Annotated in this window: 21 protein-coding genes; 8 read left to right on the top strand and 13 right to left on the bottom strand. The window is 77.1% G+C overall.

What is annotated here, in order from left to right; all coding sequences use genetic code 11:
- Positions 1-87 precede the first annotated feature (87 nt).
- The gene (locus WAA21_RS03865) at positions 88-423 is read left to right on the top strand and encodes a WhiB family transcriptional regulator (RefSeq protein WP_336921443.1); all 336 of its coding nucleotides are present in this window, start codon (positions 88-90) and stop codon (positions 421-423) included.
- Between the two features lie 66 nt (positions 424-489).
- Here the strand turns inward: WAA21_RS03865 and WAA21_RS03860 are convergent, their stop codons facing one another.
- Positions 490-1,653: an ArsA family ATPase gene (locus WAA21_RS03860; RefSeq protein ID WP_336921442.1), complete on the bottom strand. Its 1,164-nt coding sequence runs from the start codon at positions 1,651-1,653 to the stop codon at positions 490-492.
- Positions 1,650-2,645: an ArsA-related P-loop ATPase gene (locus WAA21_RS03855; protein ID WP_336921441.1), complete on the bottom strand. Its 996-nt coding sequence runs from the start codon at positions 2,643-2,645 to the stop codon at positions 1,650-1,652. The genes WAA21_RS03860 and WAA21_RS03855 overlap by 4 nt, the downstream gene beginning before the upstream one ends.
- Positions 2,646-2,759: 114 nt before the next feature.
- Between WAA21_RS03855 and WAA21_RS03850 the strand changes: the two genes are divergently transcribed.
- The 5 genes from WAA21_RS03850 to WAA21_RS03830 all read left to right on the top strand — a co-directional run bounded on the left by WAA21_RS03850 (position 2,760) and on the right by WAA21_RS03830 (position 6,018).
- Positions 2,760-2,915, top strand: a complete 156-nt coding sequence (locus WAA21_RS03850; protein WP_336921440.1) for a hypothetical protein — start codon at positions 2,760-2,762, stop codon at positions 2,913-2,915.
- A gap of 350 nt (positions 2,916-3,265) precedes the next feature.
- Positions 3,266-3,736: a RidA family protein gene (locus WAA21_RS03845; protein ID WP_336921460.1), complete on the top strand. Its 471-nt coding sequence runs from the start codon at positions 3,266-3,268 to the stop codon at positions 3,734-3,736.
- Positions 3,737-3,746: 10 nt separating this feature from the next.
- Positions 3,747-4,538: an NUDIX hydrolase gene (locus WAA21_RS03840; RefSeq protein ID WP_336921439.1), complete on the top strand. Its 792-nt coding sequence runs from the start codon at positions 3,747-3,749 to the stop codon at positions 4,536-4,538.
- Positions 4,535-5,407, top strand: coding sequence for an MBL fold metallo-hydrolase (locus WAA21_RS03835; protein WP_336921438.1), 873 nt, complete (start codon positions 4,535-4,537; stop codon positions 5,405-5,407). The genes WAA21_RS03840 and WAA21_RS03835 overlap by 4 nt, the downstream gene beginning before the upstream one ends.
- Positions 5,404-6,018, top strand: a complete 615-nt coding sequence (locus WAA21_RS03830; RefSeq protein ID WP_336921437.1) for an NUDIX hydrolase — start codon at positions 5,404-5,406, stop codon at positions 6,016-6,018. Before WAA21_RS03835 ends, WAA21_RS03830 begins: the two co-directional genes overlap by 4 nt.
- Here WAA21_RS03830 and WAA21_RS03825 read toward each other — a convergent pair.
- Both WAA21_RS03825 and WAA21_RS03820 read right to left on the bottom strand, forming a co-directional pair.
- Positions 5,975-6,649, bottom strand: coding sequence for a Crp/Fnr family transcriptional regulator (locus tag WAA21_RS03825; protein ID WP_336921436.1), 675 nt, complete (start codon positions 6,647-6,649; stop codon positions 5,975-5,977). The genes WAA21_RS03830 and WAA21_RS03825 overlap by 44 nt on opposite strands.
- 127 nt (positions 6,650-6,776) lie before the next feature.
- Positions 6,777-7,307 (bottom strand): hypothetical protein, encoded by a 531-nt coding sequence (locus tag WAA21_RS03820; protein WP_336921435.1) that lies wholly within the window; start codon positions 7,305-7,307, stop codon positions 6,777-6,779.
- A 201-nt stretch (positions 7,308-7,508) separates the two neighbouring features.
- Here WAA21_RS03820 and WAA21_RS03815 point away from each other — a divergent pair, with 201 nt between their 5' ends.
- Entirely contained in the window at positions 7,509-8,216 is a 708-nt protein-coding gene (locus tag WAA21_RS03815) for an NUDIX hydrolase (RefSeq protein WP_336921434.1), read from the top strand.
- A 26-nt stretch (positions 8,217-8,242) separates the two neighbouring features.
- On the top strand, positions 8,243-9,484 hold the full coding sequence (locus tag WAA21_RS03810; protein WP_336921433.1) for a MarP family serine protease: 1,242 nt from the start codon (positions 8,243-8,245) through the stop codon (positions 9,482-9,484).
- A 26-nt stretch (positions 9,485-9,510) separates the two neighbouring features.
- On the opposite strand, the gene WAA21_RS03805 is transcribed toward WAA21_RS03810, so the two are convergent.
- The 9 genes from WAA21_RS03805 to mbhE form a co-directional block, all read right to left on the bottom strand.
- Positions 9,511-10,392: an alpha/beta fold hydrolase gene (locus WAA21_RS03805; RefSeq protein ID WP_336921432.1), complete on the bottom strand. Its 882-nt coding sequence runs from the start codon at positions 10,390-10,392 to the stop codon at positions 9,511-9,513.
- A gap of 49 nt (positions 10,393-10,441) precedes the next feature.
- Positions 10,442-10,849 carry a phage holin family protein gene (locus tag WAA21_RS03800; RefSeq protein ID WP_336921431.1) on the bottom strand — a complete coding sequence of 136 codons (408 nt, stop codon included), beginning with the start codon at positions 10,847-10,849 and terminating at the stop codon, positions 10,442-10,444.
- Between the two features lie 84 nt (positions 10,850-10,933).
- Positions 10,934-12,253, bottom strand: coding sequence for a Na+/H+ antiporter NhaA (gene nhaA, locus WAA21_RS03795; protein WP_336921458.1), 1,320 nt, complete (start codon positions 12,251-12,253; stop codon positions 10,934-10,936).
- A gap of 124 nt (positions 12,254-12,377) precedes the next feature.
- On the bottom strand, positions 12,378-12,794 hold the full coding sequence (mnhG, locus tag WAA21_RS03790) for a monovalent cation/H(+) antiporter subunit G (protein WP_336921430.1): 417 nt from the start codon (positions 12,792-12,794) through the stop codon (positions 12,378-12,380).
- Positions 12,791-13,057, bottom strand: a complete 267-nt coding sequence (locus tag WAA21_RS03785) for a monovalent cation/H+ antiporter complex subunit F (RefSeq protein ID WP_336921429.1) — start codon at positions 13,055-13,057, stop codon at positions 12,791-12,793. The genes mnhG and WAA21_RS03785 overlap by 4 nt, the downstream gene beginning before the upstream one ends.
- Positions 13,054-13,503 (bottom strand): Na+/H+ antiporter subunit E, encoded by a 450-nt coding sequence (locus WAA21_RS03780; protein WP_336921428.1) that lies wholly within the window; start codon positions 13,501-13,503, stop codon positions 13,054-13,056. Before WAA21_RS03780 ends, WAA21_RS03785 begins: the two co-directional genes overlap by 4 nt.
- On the bottom strand, positions 13,500-15,143 hold the full coding sequence (locus WAA21_RS03775) for a monovalent cation/H+ antiporter subunit D family protein (protein WP_336921427.1): 1,644 nt from the start codon (positions 15,141-15,143) through the stop codon (positions 13,500-13,502). Before WAA21_RS03775 ends, WAA21_RS03780 begins: the two co-directional genes overlap by 4 nt.
- Positions 15,133-15,561, bottom strand: a complete 429-nt coding sequence (locus tag WAA21_RS03770) for a sodium:proton antiporter (RefSeq protein WP_336921426.1) — start codon at positions 15,559-15,561, stop codon at positions 15,133-15,135. Before WAA21_RS03770 ends, WAA21_RS03775 begins: the two co-directional genes overlap by 11 nt.
- Positions 15,558-18,521 (bottom strand): hydrogen gas-evolving membrane-bound hydrogenase subunit E, encoded by a 2,964-nt coding sequence (gene mbhE, locus WAA21_RS03765; protein ID WP_336921425.1) that lies wholly within the window; start codon positions 18,519-18,521, stop codon positions 15,558-15,560. The genes WAA21_RS03770 and mbhE overlap by 4 nt, the downstream gene beginning before the upstream one ends.
- Positions 18,522-18,650: the final 129 nt, after the last annotated feature.

Raw genomic sequence — 18,650 nt, 5'->3', positions numbered from 1 at the left:
TAACTTTCTGTCCGGACGACCGATACAGCACCAGCAGCACGTGAACGCCCGTCGGGAGGGACCCCGTCGGGCGGGGAGGAGGTCCGCATGACGTGGGTCGAGGAGTGGCCCGAGCTGGCCACCTGCCGTGGGGAGGACCCGGACGCGCTCTTCGTGCAGGGTGCGGCGCAGCAGCAGGCGAAGGTCCTGTGCCGCGCGTGCCCCGTCCGCACCGAGTGCCTGGCCCAGGCACTCGACACCCGCACCGAGTTCGGGGTGTGGGGCGGGCTCACGGAGCGCGAGCGCCGCCAGCTCCTGCGCGACCACCCGGAGGTGCTGTCGTGGAAGACGGTCCTGCAGCAGGCCCGTCAGCGCCACGAGGCGAGCCTCGCCGACACCGCCGTGCCGGCGCAGCGGGTGACCTCGGGGGCCGGCCGCCTCTGACGACCCGCCCGGTGCACGCCGTCCCCGGCGGCTGCCACCGCCCTCCGCACCGCGGCCGCGCCGCCCTCAGGGGGTGAGGGGCGCGGGCGGGACCGCGGCACCGGCGGCGAGGTCGGCCCCGACCGCACGCAGCGCGTCGAGGTCCACGACGTCGAGCGGGCGCGCGGGCACGACGACCGTCGGAACCGGCGGGCGCAGGCGCGTGAGCCGAGCCAGGACGTCCCGCTCCGCGACCACGCGCCGCACCCGGCGGGCGTGCACGAGCAGCGCCTCCCGCGTGAGCCCGTCCGCGCGCCCCGCGGCCTCCAGCGCCGCGTCGGCGTCCAGGTGCTCCTCCTCCGAGGTCGTCACCCGGTTGACGACGACACCCGCCAGCGGCATGCCCTCCACCTGCAGCCGGTCGACGAAGTAGCCGGCCTCACGCACCGCGTCGTGCTCGGGGGCCGCGACGACGACGAAGGCCGACCCCGGCCCCTTCAGCAGCGCGTACGTGCGTTCGGCGCGCTCGCGGAACCCGCCGAACATCGTGTCGAAGGCCGAGAGCAGCATCTGCAGGTCACCGAGGATCTGCGCTCCCAGCAACCGGTTGAGCAGCCCCGTCACCCCGCCCGCGAACGCGGAGAACACCCGCACGTACGCCCGCCCGCCCGCCTTGGCCGGCGCCAGCAGCAGCCGCAGCAGGCGGCCGTCGAGGAACGAGCCGAGCCGCTCCGGCGCGTCGAGGAAGTCCAGCGCCGACCGGCTCGGCGGCGTGTCGACGACGATGAGGTCCCACGTGTCGGTGCCGTCCGGCTCCGTCCGCGCGCGCAGCTGGCCGAGCTTCTCCATCGCCATGTACTCCTGCGTCCCGGCGAAGGAGCTCGACAGCGCCTGGTAGAAGGGGTTCGCGAGGATCTGCCGGGCCTTGTCCGGCGTCGCGTGCGCCTCGACGACCTCGTCGAAGGTCCGCTTCATGTCGAGCATCATCGCGTCGAGCGTCCCGCCGGCGGCCCCCTCGACGCCCGCGACCGGCCGGGGCGTGTTGTCGAGCTCGGTGAGCCCGAGCGACTGCGCGAGGCGCCGCGCGGGGTCGATGGTGAGCACCACCGCCCGCCGCCCGCGCTCGGCCGCGCGCAGCGCGAGGGCGGCGGCGCACGTGGTCTTGCCGACGCCGCCGGAGCCCGTGCACACCACGACCCGCACGGAGCGGTCGTCGAGCAGCGCGTCGACGTCGAGACGCTCGCCGCTCACGCAAGCACCCCGGCGAGCTCGTGCACGCCCGCCTGGTCGACCCCGCCGTGGGCGCCGCCCAGCTGCGGCAGCTCGACGACCGGGAGCCCGAGGTCGTCCAGGCGGTGACGCAGACCGTGCTCGCGCGTGACCCGCTGGGCGTGCTCGACGGTCTGCCGGGCCAGCGCCTCCGCCCGCACGCGCGGCGCGCGGCCGCCGACCCCGGCCGCCTGCAGGCCCGCGCGGAGCCCGGCGACGTCCACGTCGCCGGCCGCGACCGGCTCGAGCCGGTCGTCGGCCAGCAGCGACGGGCGCACCTGGTTGACGAGCAGGCGCCCCAGCGGCAGCCCGAGCCGCGCCAGCTCCTCGACCGCGTCGACCGTCTCCTGCACCGGCATGTCCTCCAGCAGGGTGACGACGTGCACGGCCGTCGCCGACGACGTGAAGACCTCGGTCATCGCCGCCGCCTGCCCGTGCACCGGCCCGACCCGCGCGAGGTCGGCGACGAGGGCGTTGACGTTGAGGAAGCGGCCGATCCGGCCCGTCGGCGGTGCGTCGAGCACGACGTGGTCGTAGGCGTACGGGCCGTCGCCCCGGCGGCTGCCCCTGCGCTGCCGGACGGCGTCGTACACCTTGCCGGTGAGCAGGACGTCGCGCAGGCCCGGCGCGATCGTCGTCGCGAAGTCGACGGCCCCGATGCGCTCGAGCGCCCGGCCCGCCCGGCCCAGGCGGTAGAAGACCTCGAGGTACTCCAGCAGCGCCTGCTTCGCGTCGACCGACAGGCCCAGCAGCTCCCCCCTGGGCAGCCGCACGAGCGGGGAGGCGTCGTAGCCGAGGGGCCCCGTGTCGAACAGCCGCGCGAGGCCCTGCCTGCCCTCGACCTCCATGAGCAGCACCCGGCGACCGCGTCGCGCGAGGGCCAGCCCGAGGGCCGCCGCGGCGGTGGTCTTGCCGGTGCCGCCCTTGCCGGTGACCACGTGGAGGCGGACCCGGGCGGCGAGCAGGTCGGGCACGTGCACACCGTAGGGAGGCCCCGACCGGGCGGCACGCCCGGGGGAGGCCGCCTCGACCGCACGCAAGATCACGAACGGGCGCGTCCCCGTGCCGCGCCGCGTACGCTGCCGGGCATGCAGCAGTGGGAGTACGCGACGGTGCCGCTCATCGTCCACGCCACCAAGCAGATCCTCGACCAGTGGGGCGAGGACGGCTGGGAGCTGGTCAACGTCATCGAGGGGCCGGGCGGCCAGGGCCTCGTCGCCTACCTCAAGCGGCCGAAGGGCTGAGGCCCGTGAGCACCCCCGGCAGCGAGCCCCGGGCCGGCGAGGACGCCGAGACCGACCACCAGGAGGACGTCGTGAGCACGCAGGACCCCGGGGACGAGCCGTCGCGCGAGCACCCGAACGAGCAGCCGGTCGAGGACTACGCCGCGGACGCCCCCGAGCCGCAGGTCCCGGCGCCGGACGGCTCCGGCGAGGACGCACCGTCCCCGGGCGACGCCGGCGCCGCGGCCCCGGCGGGGCAGCCGGTCGACGACCTGCCGTACTCCGAGCCGTCGGCCGAGCCCGCCGTCGTCGACGGCACCGGGCGGGAGCCGCAGCCCGAGGGCGACGGCACCCACCAGCAGACGCCCGAGCTGTCCGGGACGCCGACGGAGCGGCTCGCCCAGCTCGGGCTCGAGCTGCCGCCGACCCCCGCCCCGCTGGCCGCGTACGTGCCGGCCGTGCGCGCCGGGTCGTTCGTCCACACGTCCGGGCAGCTGCCGATGGTCGACGGCGCCCTCGCCACGACCGGCGTCGTCGGCGACCAGGCCGTGGACGTCGACGTCGAGACCGCCGCGGGCCTCGCCCGGCGCTGCGCGCTCAACGCGCTCGCCGCCGTGGCGTCCGTCGTCGACCTCGACGAGGTGGTGCGCGTCGTGAAGGTGACGGGCTTCGTCGCCAGCGCCCCCGGGTTCACCCAGCAGCCCGCGGTCGTCAACGGCGCCTCCGAGCTGCTCGGGCAGGTCTTCGGCGACGCCGGCCGCCACGCGCGCTCGGCCGTCGGCGTGGTCGCGCTGCCGCTCGGTGCGCCGGTCGAGGTGGAGATCGTCGTCGAGGTCGGCTGAGCGGCCCCGCATGAGCGAGTCCGAGGCCACCGCGCTGCGCCTGCCGAGGGACGCCGACGGCACCGCGCGCCGGTGGCTCGACGCCGGGGCGCCCGCGGGCCCCGCGCCCGCCGTGGCCGCGAGCGTCTGCGTGCTGCGCGACGGCCCCGACGGCCGCGTCGAGGTGCTGTGGCTCACGCGAGGGCGCGGGCTCAGCACGTGGCCCGGGCTGCTCGCGTTCCCCGGCGGTGTCGTGGAGACGGTCGACCGGTCCCGGCGCCCGGGCGAGCCGGGCCCCCCGGACCGGCTCGCGGTGCTCGCACGCGCGGCGGCGCGCGAGTGCGAGGAGGAGACCGGGGTCCGGCTGCGGGCCCGGGACCTGCGCGGCTTCGCCCGGTGGGTGACGCCCGAGCACGAGCCGCGTCGCTTCGACACCACCTTCGTCGTCGGGGTGCTCCCGGCGGGCGCGGACCCGGCGGGCGTCGCCCCGGCGGAGGGCGGCGAGACGCACGAGCACGGCTGGGCGGCACCCGCCGACCTGCTCGCCGAGGTGCGCAGCGGCCCACGCCGCGCGCTGCCCCCGACCCGGGCCGTCCTGCGGGACCTCGCGGCGGCTGCCGCGGCGACGGTCGACGCGGTGACCGACTCGGGGGCCGAGTCGGTGGCCGGCTCGAGGGCCGACGCCGCGGCCGCGGCGGTCGTCGCGGGTGGTTCGCTCGTGCCGGTGGTGCCCCGCGCCGCGTGGGCGGACGCGCCCCCCGGCCCCGACGGCCTGCCGGAGGTCGACCTGCTCCTGCCGCGCCACGCCGGGCAGGTGCCGTGACGCAGCCGGCCGTGCGGCTCGTCCGGGCCGACAACCCCGGCCCGATGACCCTCGAGGGCACGAACACGTGGCTGGTCGGCCGGCGACGGGTCCTCGTCGTCGACCCCGGTCCCGCCGACGACGCCCACCTGCGGGCCGTCCTCGACGCCGTCGGTCCCGCCCTGGCCGGTGTGCTCCTCACCCACCGGCACCCCGACCACTCCGAGGCGCTCGGCGCGCCGCTCCTGCGAGCGGCGCTGGCCCGTGCCGGCGCCCCAGTGCTGGCCGCCGACCCGTCCCTCGGTGACCCCGTGACGCCCGAGGCGGTCGCCGCGGTGTGCGACGAGCCCGCGGAGCCGCTCGCGCTGGCCGGGCACACCGACGACTCGGTGGGGCTCGTCGTGGCCGGGGAGCGGGTCGTCCTCACCGGCGACACGGTCCTGGGCCGCGGCACGTCGGTGGTCGCGCACCCGGACGGTGACCTCGGCGCGCACCTCGCGTCGCTGCGGCGGCTGCGCGCCCTCCTCGACGGCGGCGGCGTCGGCGGCGGGGGCGAGGGCGACCATGACGGGACCCGCGACGACGGGGGCGCCCGGCCGTGGCGGGGCCTGCCGGGGCACGGCCCGGAGGTGCCCGACCTCGCCCGGCGCGTCGAGGAGCTGCTGCGGCACCGCGCCGAGCGCGTCCGCCAGGTGCGCGAGGCGCTCGCCCTGCTCGACCCGGGCCGGGACCGCGTCGGCGCCCGGGCGCCCGCGGACGACGACGGGCTCGTGGCGGCCGTCGTCGCCCACGTCTACCCCGATCTCACGGACCCGGTCCTGCTCGGCGCCGCGGGCCGGACCGTCCGCGCGACGCTCGTCCACCTCGCCCGCAGCGACGCGACCGGATGACCGGCCCCGAGCACGCCGGGACGAGCCGGTGGCGGGTGCACGGCGAGCGCAGCCTCTACGAGAGCCCGTGGCTGTCCCTGCGGCTGCTCGACGTCGAGCAGCCGGACGGTCGTCGCTACGAGCACCACGCCGTCCGCCAGCCGGTGCCCGCCGCGTGCTGCCTCGTGCTCCGCGACGGCCCGGACGGGCAGGAGGAGGTCCTGCTGCTCGGCCGGCACCGGGTCGTCACGGGGACGTGGGGCTGGGAGGTGCCGGCGGGCAGGGTCGAGCCGGGCGAGACGCCGGCGGAGGCGGCGGCGCGGGAGACGCGGGAGGAGACCGGCTGGGAGGTGGCCGACGTCCGCCACCTCTCCGGGTTCCACCCCGTCGGCGGCTCCGCCGACCACCGCTTCGAGGTGTGCGCCGCCCGGGCCGTGCGGCAGGTCGCGGACCACGACCCCGTGGAGGCGGACGGCCTCGTGTGGGCCCCGCGCGCGCACGTGCGTCGGCTGGTCCGCGAGGGCCTCGTCGTCGAGGGGCTGTCGCTCGTGGCGCTGCTGTGGTGGCTCGCGGACCTCGGGCCGGGGCTCAGCGGGCGCGGCGGTGCAGGCGCTCCACGTCGAGGATCGTGACGGCCCGCGCCTCCAGGCGCAGCCAGCCGCGGCCGGCGAAGTCGGCGAGGGCCTTGTTGACCGTCTCGCGGCTCGCGCCCACCAGCTGCGCCAGCTCCTCCTGCGTGAGCTCGTGCGCGACGAGGACGCCGTCCTCGACGGGGCGCCCGAAGCGGCGCGCGAGGTCGAGCAGCGCCTTGGCCACCCGGCCGGGCACGTCGGAGAACACGAGGTCGGCGAGGGCCTCGTTGGTGCGGCGGAGGCGCCGGCCGAGGGCCGCGAGCAGCGACAGCGCGACGCGGGGCTGGTCGAGCAGCGGGACGAAGTCCTCGCGGGTGAGGGAGTGGACGCGACCCGCGGAGACCGCGACGGCGGTGGCCACGCGGGGGCCCGGGTCGAACAGCGACAGCTCGCCGAACATCTCGCCGGGACCGAGGATCGCCAGCAGGTTCTCCCGGCCGTCCGTCGCCCGCCGGCCGAGCTTGATCTTGCCCGTCTCGATCACGTAGAGGGCGTCGCCGGGGTCGCCCTCGTGGAACAGGCGCTCCCCGCGGGCGAGCTCGACGGGGCGCATGCGCGCGACGAGCTCCTGGGCCGAGTCCTCGTCGAGGGCAGCGAGCAGCGGCGCGCGACGCAGGACCTCCTCGGCCATGTCTCCACCTCCAGCGCCGCGGCACCCGGGAGGCGCGCGGTCAGGCCGATCATGCCGGAACCGGCCGCCCGGCGCCGCCCCCCGCGACCCCGGCGCTCCCGGGGGCGCCTGCGGCGGCCGACGACGGTCAGGAGGGGGCGGGCAGCACGGGGGTGCAGGCCGCACGGGCGGCGGCCTCGGCGGCGCGCTCCGCCTCGAGCGCGGCCGCGTCCTGCAGGGCGAGCTCGAGCGCCTCGACCTCCGAGAGGAGGTGCCGGCGCCGCGCCGCGAGCCGCGTCGCGCTCCCGCGCAGGCGCTCGAGGTGCTCCCCGGGTCCGGCGCCCGCGCTGCACAGCGGGGCGAGGTCCGCGAGCAGGCGCTCGAGGTCCATCCCGGCCGCGAGCAGGGACGGCTCGTCGTCGACGCGGGGGTCGAGGCGGTGGGGGCCGGCCTGCGTGGGGACCGGCGAGCCGTACAGGAGCCCCGCGACGACGAGGTCGGTGCGCGCCTGCACGAGGCGCTGCCAGTAGCCCACGGCCCGGAGCTCGTCGACGAGGCCCGCGAGGCGGTCCTGCAGGAGCGACCCACCGGGAGCCGCCCCGTCCGCGCCCGTCGCGGGCACCGGGCCGGCCGCGAGGCGCGTGCGGTCGTCGGCCGACGGCTGCCGGGGGATGCGCATGTGGGTCCTTCCACGAGGTTCCGGCCTCGAGGGCCGGGCGGGCTGAGCGGGTGGTCCGGAGGTGGGGCGAGGTGGGCGGGGGCGACGACGGCCGTCGTCGCTGTGCGGTCACCGGGTTGTCGGGTGTCGCGGGGCCGCACGTGAGCGGGGCCGGGGGCCGTCACCCGGAGGGCGCACGGGGGGTCGGCCTACGCTTGGCCCGTGCCGTCCGAGAGCCCCGCGCGCCCGCCCGGCGGCGCCCCCGGCGGCGGCCCGGAGTGGCTCGGACCCTGGCGGCGGGCGGTCGAGGCCGGCCGGTCGTCGCCGGTGCCGTGGCGGCGGCAGGTGCCTGCCGGTCGACGTGCGACGGTCCGGCCGGCGGCGGTCCTCGTGCTGCTCGGGCAGGGACCCGACGGCCCCGACGTGCTGCTCACCCGCCGCGCCGACACCCTCCGCAGCCACGCCGGCCAGGTCGCCCTCCCCGGTGGGCGGCGCGACCCGGAGGACGTCGACGACGTCGCGACCGCGCTGCGGGAGGCGCAGGAGGAGGTCGGCGTCGACCCGGCCGGCGTGAGCCCCCTCGGCACCCTGCCGGCGCTGTGGGCGCCGCCGGCCGACCACGAGGTGACGACGGTCGTCGCGTGGTGGCACGCCCCGCACCCGGTGGCGCCCGTGGACCTCGCCGAGGTCGCCGCGGTCGGCCGCGTGCCCGTCGCCGCGCTCGTCGACCCGGCCAACCGCGTGGGCGTCCGCTACCCGGCCGGCCGTGGGGAGGGCCCGGGCTTCGTCGTCGACGGCTTCTTCGTGTGGGGCTTCACCGCCGGGCTGCTGTCGTGGCTGCTCGACCTCGCCGGTCTCGCCGTGCCGTGGGACACGACCCCGGTCGTGGACCACGAGGGCTCCCCGCTGGACGACGGGGGCCAGGCGTGACGGCGGCGGGGTCGGTGGGGAGCGCCGTGACGACGGGCGCGGCCGCCGCGCAGGGAGCGGCCGGCGGCCTCCCGCTGAGCGGCAGCCTCCTGCTCGACCTCCTGCTCGTGCTCCTGCTCGTCGGGTACGCGGGAGCCGGCTTCCGGCAGGGGCTGGTCGTCGGGCTGGCCTCGCTCGTCGGCTTCGTCGGCGCGGCGCTGCTCGCGGCCCGGCTGCTGCCCGGGGCCGTCCCCGACCTTCCGCCCGGGCCCGGCCGCTCGGTCCTCCTGCTCGTGGGCGCCCTCCTCGCCGGCGTGCTCGGCCAGGCGCTGCTCGGGGCCGTCGCCCTGGCGGTCCGCCGGCGCGTCACCTGGCAGCCCGCGCGGGCCGTCGACGCCGTCACCGGCATGGTCGCCTCCGTGGTCGCGGTGGGTCTGGTGGTGTGGGCGATCGCGGGTGCGGTGCGGGTGAGCCCCTTCCCGACCCTGTCGCAGGCCGTCGCCGGCTCCCGCGTCGTCGCGGCCGTCGACCGGGTCGTGCCCGACCGGCTGGCGGGCGTCCTCACCTCCTACTACGACAGCGTGAGCGGTGACCTCTTCCCGCGGGCCTTCGTCGGCGAGGCGGTCGAGCCGCTCGTGCCCGTCGAGGCGCCGGACGCCGCGGTGCTGCAGGACCCGGCCGTCGTCGCGGCCGGGGCCGGCGTCGTGCGCGTCACGGGGGTGGCGGACGCGTGCCGCCGGGGCCAGGAGGGCTCCGGCTGGGTGATCGCTCCCGAGCGGGTCGTGACCAACGCCCACGTCGTCGCGGGTGTGGCCGAGCCCCAGGTGCAGGTCGGCGGGACGGGCGAGCGGCTCGCGGCCACCGTCGTCGTCTTCGACCCCGAGCGCGACCTCGCCGTGCTCGCCGTCCCCGGCCTGCAGGCGCGCCCCCTGCCGGTGGGGACCGAGCTCGCCCGCGGCGACGAGGCCGTCGTCGCCGGGTTCCCCCTCAACGGCCCGTACGTGCTCGGCGCGGCCCGGGTCCGCGACGTCGTACAGGCCGTCGGGGAGGACATCTACGGCGGCGAGCAGGTCACCCGCGAGGTGTACTCCCTCAACGCCCAGGTGCGGCCGGGCAACAGCGGGGGGCCCGTGCTCGACGGGGACGGGGCCGTCGTCGGGGTGGTCTTCGCTCGGAGCCTGCGCGACGCCGGCACCGGCTACGCCGTCACGCTCGAGGAGGCGGCGCCCGTGCTCGACCGGGCCGGCGCGACCGACGCGGTGCCGACCGGGGACTGCGCCCCGGGCTGAGCGGGTCCCGGGCGCCCGGGCGCCCGTCAGGCGTCCAGGGGCGCGACGCTCCGCAGCCACGGCAGCAGGGCCGCGACGAGCCCGTCGGGCGCCTCCTCGGGCACCTGGTGCCCGGCCCCCTCGAGGACCGTCGCACCTGCCGGGGCCCGCGGGGTCAACCGGTCCTCGCGGCCGTGGACCGCGAGCCACGGCACGGCCGGCGGGCGGGCGACCGAGCGCCGCCACCGTGCGCCGTCGGGGCGCAGCCGCGAGCGGCCGAGCCAGCGGGCGGGCTCGAGGACGGTGTGGGCGACCGAGGGCACGCGGACCGCGGCGCGCCAGTAGCCGGCCTCGTCGTCGGCCACGGGGCTCCCGAGCGGGCGACCGGCGTCGAGGTGGCGCCGCAGGGCGTCACGGTGCAGCAGCCGGTGCTCGGGCAGGACCGGCACCTGGGCCGCGAGCAGCGCGCGGCACAGCCCGGCCGAGGTCCCGCGCAGCCCCGTGACGCCCGCCGGGGGCGGGGCGGCGACGGTCACCAGGCCGGCGACGCGCTCCGGTGCGCGGTGGGCGAGGGTCCAGCCCACCCAGCCGCCGAGGTCGTGGCCGACGACGACCGCCCGCGCGTGGCCCAGGGAGCGCACGAGCGCCTCGACGTCGTCGGCGAGGCCCGGCTGGTCGTAGCCGCGCGGGGTGGCGTCGCTCGCCCCGTGACCTCGCAGGTCGGCGGCCACGGCGCGGTAGCCCGCCGCGGCGAGCAGCGGTAGCACGTGGCGCCACGCCCACCAGTTCTGCAGGCTGCCGTGCAGCAGCAGGACGAGCGGCGGGTGCCTGCCCGGCTCGCGGGACGGGTCCGGCGGCGGCTCGGCCGCGGCGACGTGGAAGCGCGCCGCGTGCGCGCCGACGAAACGGTGCTCCCAGGGCCCGGGCACACCGACCACCGACGCGTCGGTGAGGTGCGCCGGGAAGGGGTCGCGCCGGCTACGACGTGCGGGCACCCGCTGCGGGGGCGGGGACGGGACCGTCGGCGTCGTCGTGGTGCAGCGCCTCCTTGACGTCCTGCACCGTGCCCTTCCCCTGCTCCACGGTGCGCTGCGGGCCGCGCACGCGCTTGAGCAGGAGCACGCCCACGAGGGCGAGCAGCAGGCCGAGCACGACCACGGCCCCGCCGACCACGAGGAAGGCGCCCCAGCGCGTCATGCCCGCGGCGACGAGCGCCTCGGCGGCCGCGATCAGCAGGTAGACCGTGCCGAGGCCGAGGAGCGTCGCGGCCACGACCAGGAGCGCCGCCCCGGCGCCGCCCTTCTTGGCCGCACCGGTGATCTCCGCCTTGGCGAGGTCCTTCTCGTGCTGGACGATCGCGCGCACGTCGCCGACCGCGTCCGACACGAGCTGTCCTATCGACCGCTCCGAAGAGGCGTCGACCGGGGCGGTCGGGGGACGGGGGGGCATGGCGTGCGACACGCGGGCACGCTATCGCGGGTCGATCTCCTCGGCGCGTTCACGCACCTCCTCGCCCGCGTCCGCGACCTGCTCGCGGGGGGAGGGCATCGCGCCCTCGCGCTCGTGGATGAGGCGGTAGACGCGGTTGCGCCGGGAGAGCACCGCCGAGGCCAGCAGCGCGGAGATGAGCGAGCCGAAGAGCACGCCGGCCGTCACGTGCATGCCCGCCTCGGACTCCGTACCGAAGGCGAGCTCGCCGATGAGCAGCGACACCGTGAAGCCGATGCCCGCCAGCAGGGCGACCCCGACGACGTCCTGCCACGCGAGGTCCTCGTCGAGCTCGGCGCGGGTGAAGCGCGCGAGCAGGTACGTGGTGCCGCCGACGCCGATCGCCTTGCCGAGCACGAGCCCCGCGATGACGCCCTGCGCGACCGGGTCGGCGAACACCTCCCCGAGGCCGCCCTCGGTGAAGTTCACGCCCGCGGCGAAGAACGCGTACAGCGGGATCGCGATGCCGGCCGACACAGGGCGCCACACGTGCTCCAGGTGCGAGGCCAGGCACTCCCGCTCGTCGTCGGGCCGGGACACGGGGACGGTGAAACCGAGGAGGACGCCCGCGATGGTGGCGTGCACGCCGGACTCGTGGACCAGCAGCCACGTCACGAGTGCGAGGGGGATGAGCAGGTACTCCGAGGTGATGCGCCGCTGCACGAGCAGGGCGAACAGCGCCAGCGGCACGAACGCGGCGGCGAGGAACCCGATCTGCAGCTCGGAGGTGTAGAAGACGGCGATGATGACGATGGCGAGCAGGTCGTCGACGACCGCGAGGGTGAGCAGGAACGCACGCAGCGCGGCGGGCAGGTGGGAGCCGATGACGGCGAGCACCGCGAGGGCGAAGGCGATGTCCGTGGCGGCCGGGATCGCCCAGCCGACGAGGGCGTCGGAGCCGCCCCGCGCGGCCACCGCCGTGTAGAAGAGTGCCGGGACGGCCATGCCGCCGACCGCGGCGAGGATCGGCACGGCGGCCTGCGACGGGCGGCGCAGCGAGCCCGCGAGGAACTCGCGCTTGAGCTCGAGGCCGACGATGAAGAAGAAGATCGCGAGCAGGCCGTCCGCCGCCCACTCCGCGACGGTCAGGTCGAGGTGGAAGTCGATCGGGCCGACGACGAGCGAGCCGTCGTAGGGCACGGCCTCCCGCAGCGCCTCGTAGGACTCCCGGACGGGCAGGTTCGCCCACACGACCGCGAGGACCGCCGCGACGAGGAGCACCGCGCCGCCGACCGTCTCCGCACGGAGCGCGTCGGCGATGACGACGGTGTCACGGTCGTCGTCGCCGCGGCGGAAGAGCACGAGCTTCGGCCGGTGCGCCTCCTGCCGCGACCGGTCGCCGTCCGGTGCGGTACCGCCCGCACCGCCGTCTCGGGTGGTGTCCCCGGCCACGCTCAGGCCGGCCCGGGGTCGCGCGTCGTCTGCCTCACCGCTCCAGGGTAGGCGCCCGGCGGGGGGTGGCCCGGTCCGGTGCGTCGCCCGTCCGGTCCTCGGACGCCTCGCCCGCCAGCTCGTCGTAGCGCGTCCGCGACGACAGCGGTGCGCCGGAGCGGTACGCGGCGCGGCCGAGCGCGAAGCCGCCGACGGGGTTGGTGAGGAGCTGCAGCGCGACCGCGAGCACCACCGTCGCCAGCGCCGACCACGACGGGTGGATCCCCAGCACGCCGAGCAGCACGAGGCAGACCCCCGCCACCCCGGACTTGGTCACGGCGCTCAGCCGGCTGAAGGGGTCCGGCAGGCGCACGAGACCGAGCGCCGCGACCGCGACCAGCGCGACGCCGAGCACGACGAGGACGTGCCCCACGACCGATGCGGCCACGGCGAGGCCCTCCAGCGCGCTCACGAGCGTCGCCGGTCCACGAGCCGGGCGAGCGTGACGGTGGCGAGGAAGCCGACGAGCGTCGCGACCAGCACGACGTCTAGCAGGGCGGGGGTCGGCAGCCGGACGGCGAGGAGGGCGAGCGCCGCGACGAGCACGAAGAAGCCGTGGTCGGCGGCCATCGCGCGGTCCGACGGGGTCGGCCCGACGAGCATCCGCCACACGGCGGGCAGGAGGCTGAGGGCGAGCACGACGAGCAGCACGTCGAGCACGAGGGTCGAGGTCACGTCGTCACCGCCGCCGACCCGCCGGCGCCCTCGGGGCCCTCGGGGCTCTCGGGGCTCTCGGGGTTGTCGAGGTCCTCGGCACCCTCGAGCCGCATCGCCCGCAGCATGCGCCGCTGCAGGTCGTCGAGCTCGCGCCGGAAGGCGTCGGCGTCCGGTGAGTACATGCCGTGGACCCACATGGTGCCGCCGCCCTCGGCCGCGGGCTCGCGCACCGCGAGCGTGAGGGTGCCGGGGGTGAGCGTGACGAGACCGGACAGCAGGGCGACCTCCAGGTCGGTGCGGCAGCGCAGCGGCAGGGCCACCACGCCGGGTTCGAGGCGGCTGGTGGGGGTGAGGACGTCCCACGTCACCTGCACGTTGGCCCGCGTGAGCTCGCCGAGGAACCAGCCGGCGAACCGCAGGAGCCGACCGGCGCGGGCGAGGTGCGCGCCCGCGGGCCCGCTCACGGGGCCGTCTCCGTCGGGTCGGGCGTCTCGCCCGTCACGGCCGTCACGTAGCGGGCGGTGTCGACGAGGTTCTCCGCCGCGGTGGTCGACAGGCTGAGCAGCCCCTGCGCGCCGACGCCGATGGCGAGGCTGCAGGCCGCGAGGACCACGCCCGGCAGGACGAGCCCGAGGGGGATGCGGGGGTGCGGCTGCGGGCTCGCGTCCTCGCGGGTCGCGGTGCCCGCCGGGTGGGTGGTGGGGCTCGTGCCGTCGCCGGACCCGCCGGTCGCGGGCGACGGCGACCCCTGCCCGGTGTCCGACCGCTGCCGATGCCCGCGATCGGGGTCCTCGCCCCAGAAGACCCCGTTCCACAGCTTGAGCATCGACAGCAGCGTGAGGAGGCTGACGACGAGGGCGGCGCCGGCCGCCACGAGCGCGCCCTCCTCGACCGCGCCCCGGATGAGCGCGTACTTCGCGACGAAGCCGGAGAACGGCGGGATGCCGGTGAGGGACAGCGCGGCGGCGAGGAACGCGAGCGCGAGCAGCGGCTCCGTGCGCGCCACCCCGCCGAGCCGGGAGAGGGCGCCGGTCCCGCGGGTCTCCTCCACCGCCCCGACCACGAGGAAGAGAGCGGCCTTCACGATGATGTGGTGGACGAGGTAGAAGACCCCGGCCGCGATGCCTGCGACCCCGAAGAAGCCGAGCCCGAGCAGGATGTAGCCGACCTGGCTCACCATGTGGAAGGTCAGCACCCCCCGGACCGAGGTCTCGCCGAGCGCGCCGAGCACCCCCACCGTCATGGTCGCGACGAGCACGACCTGCGCGACGACGGCCCAGCGCGGGTCGCCGTCCAGGACGACGGAGTACACGCGGAACAGGCCGTAGACGCCGATCTTGGTGAGCAGCCCCGACAGGATCGCGCTCACCGCGGTCGAGGCGTACGGGTAGGAGCGCGGCAGCCAGCTGTGGACCGGCACGAGCGCGGCCTTGCCGGCGAGCGCGACGAGCACGACGCCGGTCGCGACCTCCGCGGCCGTGCTCCCCGCCGCCGCGCCCGCCAGCTGCCCGAGGTTGACCGTGCCCGTCACGCCGTACAGCAGCGCGATGCCCGCGAGCAGGACCGTCGACACCAGCAGGTTGATCGTGAGGTACACCCGGCCGGCCGCGACCGCGCCGGGCCGTCCGGACCGGGTGAGCAGCACGTAGGACGGGATGAGAGCGACCTCGACCATGACGAAGAGGTTGAACAGGTCGGCGGTCGCGAACGCGCCGTAGGCCCCGCCCGACATCACGAGCACGAGCGGCACGAAGTACGGGTCCCGGTCGTCGCCGGCGCGGACGGCGTACCAGGAGCCGACGAGCACCAGCAGCGCCGCCACCGCGACCATGAGCGCGCTGAACGTGTCGGCGGCGAACGAGATCGACACCCCGGCGGGCCAGCCCGACACCTGCTCGGCGAGGACGGTGCCGTCCGCCGTCGCCCACAGCAGGGCCGCGGCGTAGGCGAGCACGAGTCCGGCCGTCGCCAGGCCGACGGCGCGCCGCGCGGTCGTGGACCGTACGAGGACCGCGAGACCCGCGGCGAGCAGGGGTACGGCGAGCAGCAGCGGCAGCGCCGTCGCGAGGGCCGCATGCATCCCGTCCAGCTCCTCAGCGCCCACGTCGACCACCCGCCCCTCGCTCGGCCCCGGTCCGGGACGCGGCCGGGTCGTCGACCGGCGCCTCGTCCGGGTCGTCGGCGGAGTCGTCGACCGGCGCGGCGCCGGGCGCGTCAGCGGGGTCGTCCGCCTCGGGGTCGCCGCCGCTGGAGGCGAGTGCGAGCAGGTACACCGTGATGCCGAACGTGATGACGATGGCGGTGAGGGCGAAGGCCTGCGGCAGCGGGTCGGCCGCCAGCGCGGCGTCGGTCGTGCCGAGCAGCGGCTCCTCGCGGCGGCCCGTGCCGCCGGCGGCGAGGAGCACGAGGTTGGCGGCGTGCCCGAGCAGGACGAAGCCGAGCGTCACGCGGACGAGCCCCCGCTGCAGGACGAGGTACGTGCCGCCCGCGACCAGCAGGGCGACCATGACGGCGGAGCTCACGGCGTCACCCCCGCGGGCGCGCGCGTCCCGGGTGTCCCGGGCGCGTCGGGTGGGTCGGGCGGGCCGGTCTCGTCCGGTCCGGACGCCGCGTCCGCGGGTCCCACCCGGTGCGGCCCGCCCACCTCGCCCGAGGCGCCGGTCCCGCCGGTCCCGCCGGTCCCGCCGGTCCCGCCGGACCCGTCGCCCCGTGCCAGGGCCGGGCTCACGCCGTCGGCGAGCCGGTCGACCGCGGCGACGACGATGCCGACGACGCACAGGTAGACGCCGACGTCGAAGAGGAAGGACGTCGTGAGCGACTGGCTGAGGGGGCCCACCGTCACCTCGGTCCTGATCGGGCGCAGGTAGGAGCCGGCGAGCAGGCCGAGGGCCCCCGAGACGGTCGCGACCACGAGGCCCGCGCCGACGAGGACCCGGGCGTCGGGCAGCCGTCGCGCGCGGGTCCCGCGCCTCTCGGCGCGACGGCCCACGGTCCGGTCCGGCAGCCGCATGACCGCGACACCGGCGCCGGCGACGAGCGCGGAGATGAAGCCGCCGCCGGGCTCGTAGTGCCCGCGCCACAGCAGCCACAGCGACAGCACGAGGAACACGGGCCCGAGCAGCCGCGCCGCGACCAGCACGACCGCGCGGTCGCCCGTCCCGGCGCCGGGGGCCAGGCGGCGCACGGGACGCTCGTCGTCACCGTCGGCGCGGTCCGCTCGCAGCAGGGCGAGCAGCCCGACCGCGGCCATCGCGAGGACCGCCGCCTCGCCCATCGTGTCGAGCCCGCGGAAGTCGACGAGGACGGTGTTGACGACGTTCGTCCCGCCGCTGGCCTCGGGGCCGTTGGCCAGCAGCCAGCGTCCGGTCTCCGACAGCTCGCGCCGGCCGGTCAGGGCGAGGGTGCCCGCCCCCGCGGTGAGGCCGGCGAGGACCGCGACCACCGCGGCGCCGGCGCCGCGGCGCCGCGAGGTGCGCGAGAACCGGGCGGGCAGCCGCCGCAGCACGAGCACGGCGACGACGACGGTGAGGATCTCGACGAGGACCTGGGTGAGGGCGAGGTCCGGGGCACCGAGCACGGCGAACCACGCCCCGACCACGAGCCCGACGGCACCGAGCAGCCCGATCGCGGCCAGCCGCGAGCGCGCGAGGCACAGCAGCGGCACCGTCACGGCGAGCAGCCCGACGAGCACCCAGTCGCCGGGGCGGGTCGTCGGGACCGGGGTTTCGGTCAGCGCGTCGAGGCCGACGGCGCCCGCCGCCCCCACCAGGAGCACGAGGACGAGGACCGGCAGCAGGTGCGGCGCCAGCAGCCCGGTCCGGGCGGGCCGGGCGACCCGGTCGCCGAAGGCGATCGCGCCGTCGTAGAGCCGGTCGAGGACGTCCGCCCCGTGCGGGCGGACGTCGAGACGCTGCAGGCGCGCGTCGACCGGGTCGCGCCGCACGAACAGCGCGGTGCCGAGCGCGACCGTCAGGACCGACAGCCACAGGGCGGGGGAGTCGATGCCGCGCCACAGCGTGAGCGCGACGACGTCCTCGTCCAGCAGCGAGGTGTCCCGGACGGTCCGGTTGACGAGCGGGTTCAGGGCGGAGGTGAGGACGCCGAGCAAGAGGCCGAGGACGGCGGGGACGGCGGCCGGCACGAGGAACAGCACCCCCGGCTCGTAGAGCCGCCGCTGCAGGGTCCGACCTCCGAAGGCGCCGTAGAGGATGCGGAAGCCGTAGGCGAACGTGAGGGCCGCCGACACGACCGCGACCCCGGCCACCAGCCAGCCCCACGCGGCCGGCAGCTCGAGGAACGCGTAGTACGCCTCCTCCTTCGACACGAAGCCGAGGAACGGCGGCAGCCCGGCCATCGACAGCGCGGCGAGGCCCGTGAGCGTCGCCGTCACCGGCATCACCCGGTACAGCCCCGACAGCTCCCGGATGTCCCGCGAGCCGGCCTCCCGGTCGATCACCCCGACGAGCATGAACAGCGTCGCCTTGAACAGGGCGTGCGCGAAGGTGTGCAGCGCGGCGACCGCGAGGGCCGTGGGGGTGCCGACGCCGATGAGCGTGACGATCCAGCCGAGCTGGGACACCGTCGAGTACGCGAGCAGGCCCTTGAGGTCGTGCTGCTTGAGGGCGAGGACGGCGCCGAAGACGCTCGTCGCCAGCCCGACCGTCACCAGCGCGAGGGTCCAGCCGGGCGCGCCCGCGAACGGGGAGGAGAAGCGCAGCAGCAGGTAGATGCCGCCCTTCACCAGCGTCGCGGCGTGCAGGTACGCGCTGACGGGGGTGAGGGCGACCATCGCATCGGGCAGCCAGAAGTGGAACGGCACCTGGGCGGACTTCGTGAACGCCGCGAGCACGACGAGCACGGCCGCGACCGCACCGAGCGGGTGCTCGCGCACGGCGTCGCTCTGCTGCAGCACGGCCGTCATGTCGGTGGTGCCGGCGATCCAGCCGAGCAGCACCACCGCACCGAGAAGGCACAGGCCGCCGGCGCCGGTCGTGACGAGCGCCCGCGTCGCCGGCCTCGCCGCCTTCAGGCCGGGTCCGCCGATGAGCAGGAAGGAGCAGATCGTCGTGAGCTCCCAGAACACGAAGAGCACGACGAGGTCGTCGGCGAGGACGAGACCGAGCATGGCCGTCGCGAACAGCGTGAGGAGCGTGAACAGCCGGCCGTGCTCGTGGCTGTGGCTGAGGTAGCGGGCGCAGTAGGCCATGACGAGCGCGCCGACACCGAGCACGAGCACGACGAACAGCAGCGAGAGGCCGTCCATGCGCAGCTGCAGCGCGACGTCGAGGGAGGGGATCCACGCGGCGGTGAAGCGGACCTCGTCGCCGGCCAGGACGGCGGGGGCGCTGGAGGTCAGCAGCAGGCCGGTGCCGAGGAACACCGCGGCGAGCGGGTAGCCCGCGTCGCGGTCCAGGCGACGGGCCAGCCACGGCGCGGCGCAGGCGGCAGCGGCCATGGCGAGCAGGGCGACGACCAGGGTCACGGGACGGTCTCCAGGCAGGGTGGGCGCGCGGGGGCACGCGCCCAGCAGTGTCGTGGCGGCCAGAGCCCGACGCACGTCGTCCGCGCGTCGCCCTCCGTGCCGACCAGACTTCCCGGCTCACCTGATGCC

It is taken from the genome of Aquipuribacter sp. SD81 (assembly GCF_037153975.1).
Taxonomy (GTDB): domain Bacteria; phylum Actinomycetota; class Actinomycetes; order Actinomycetales; family JBBAYJ01; genus Aquipuribacter.
Note: the sequence above shows the minus strand (reverse complement) of the source record. Positions and strands in the feature narration are given on the sequence as shown.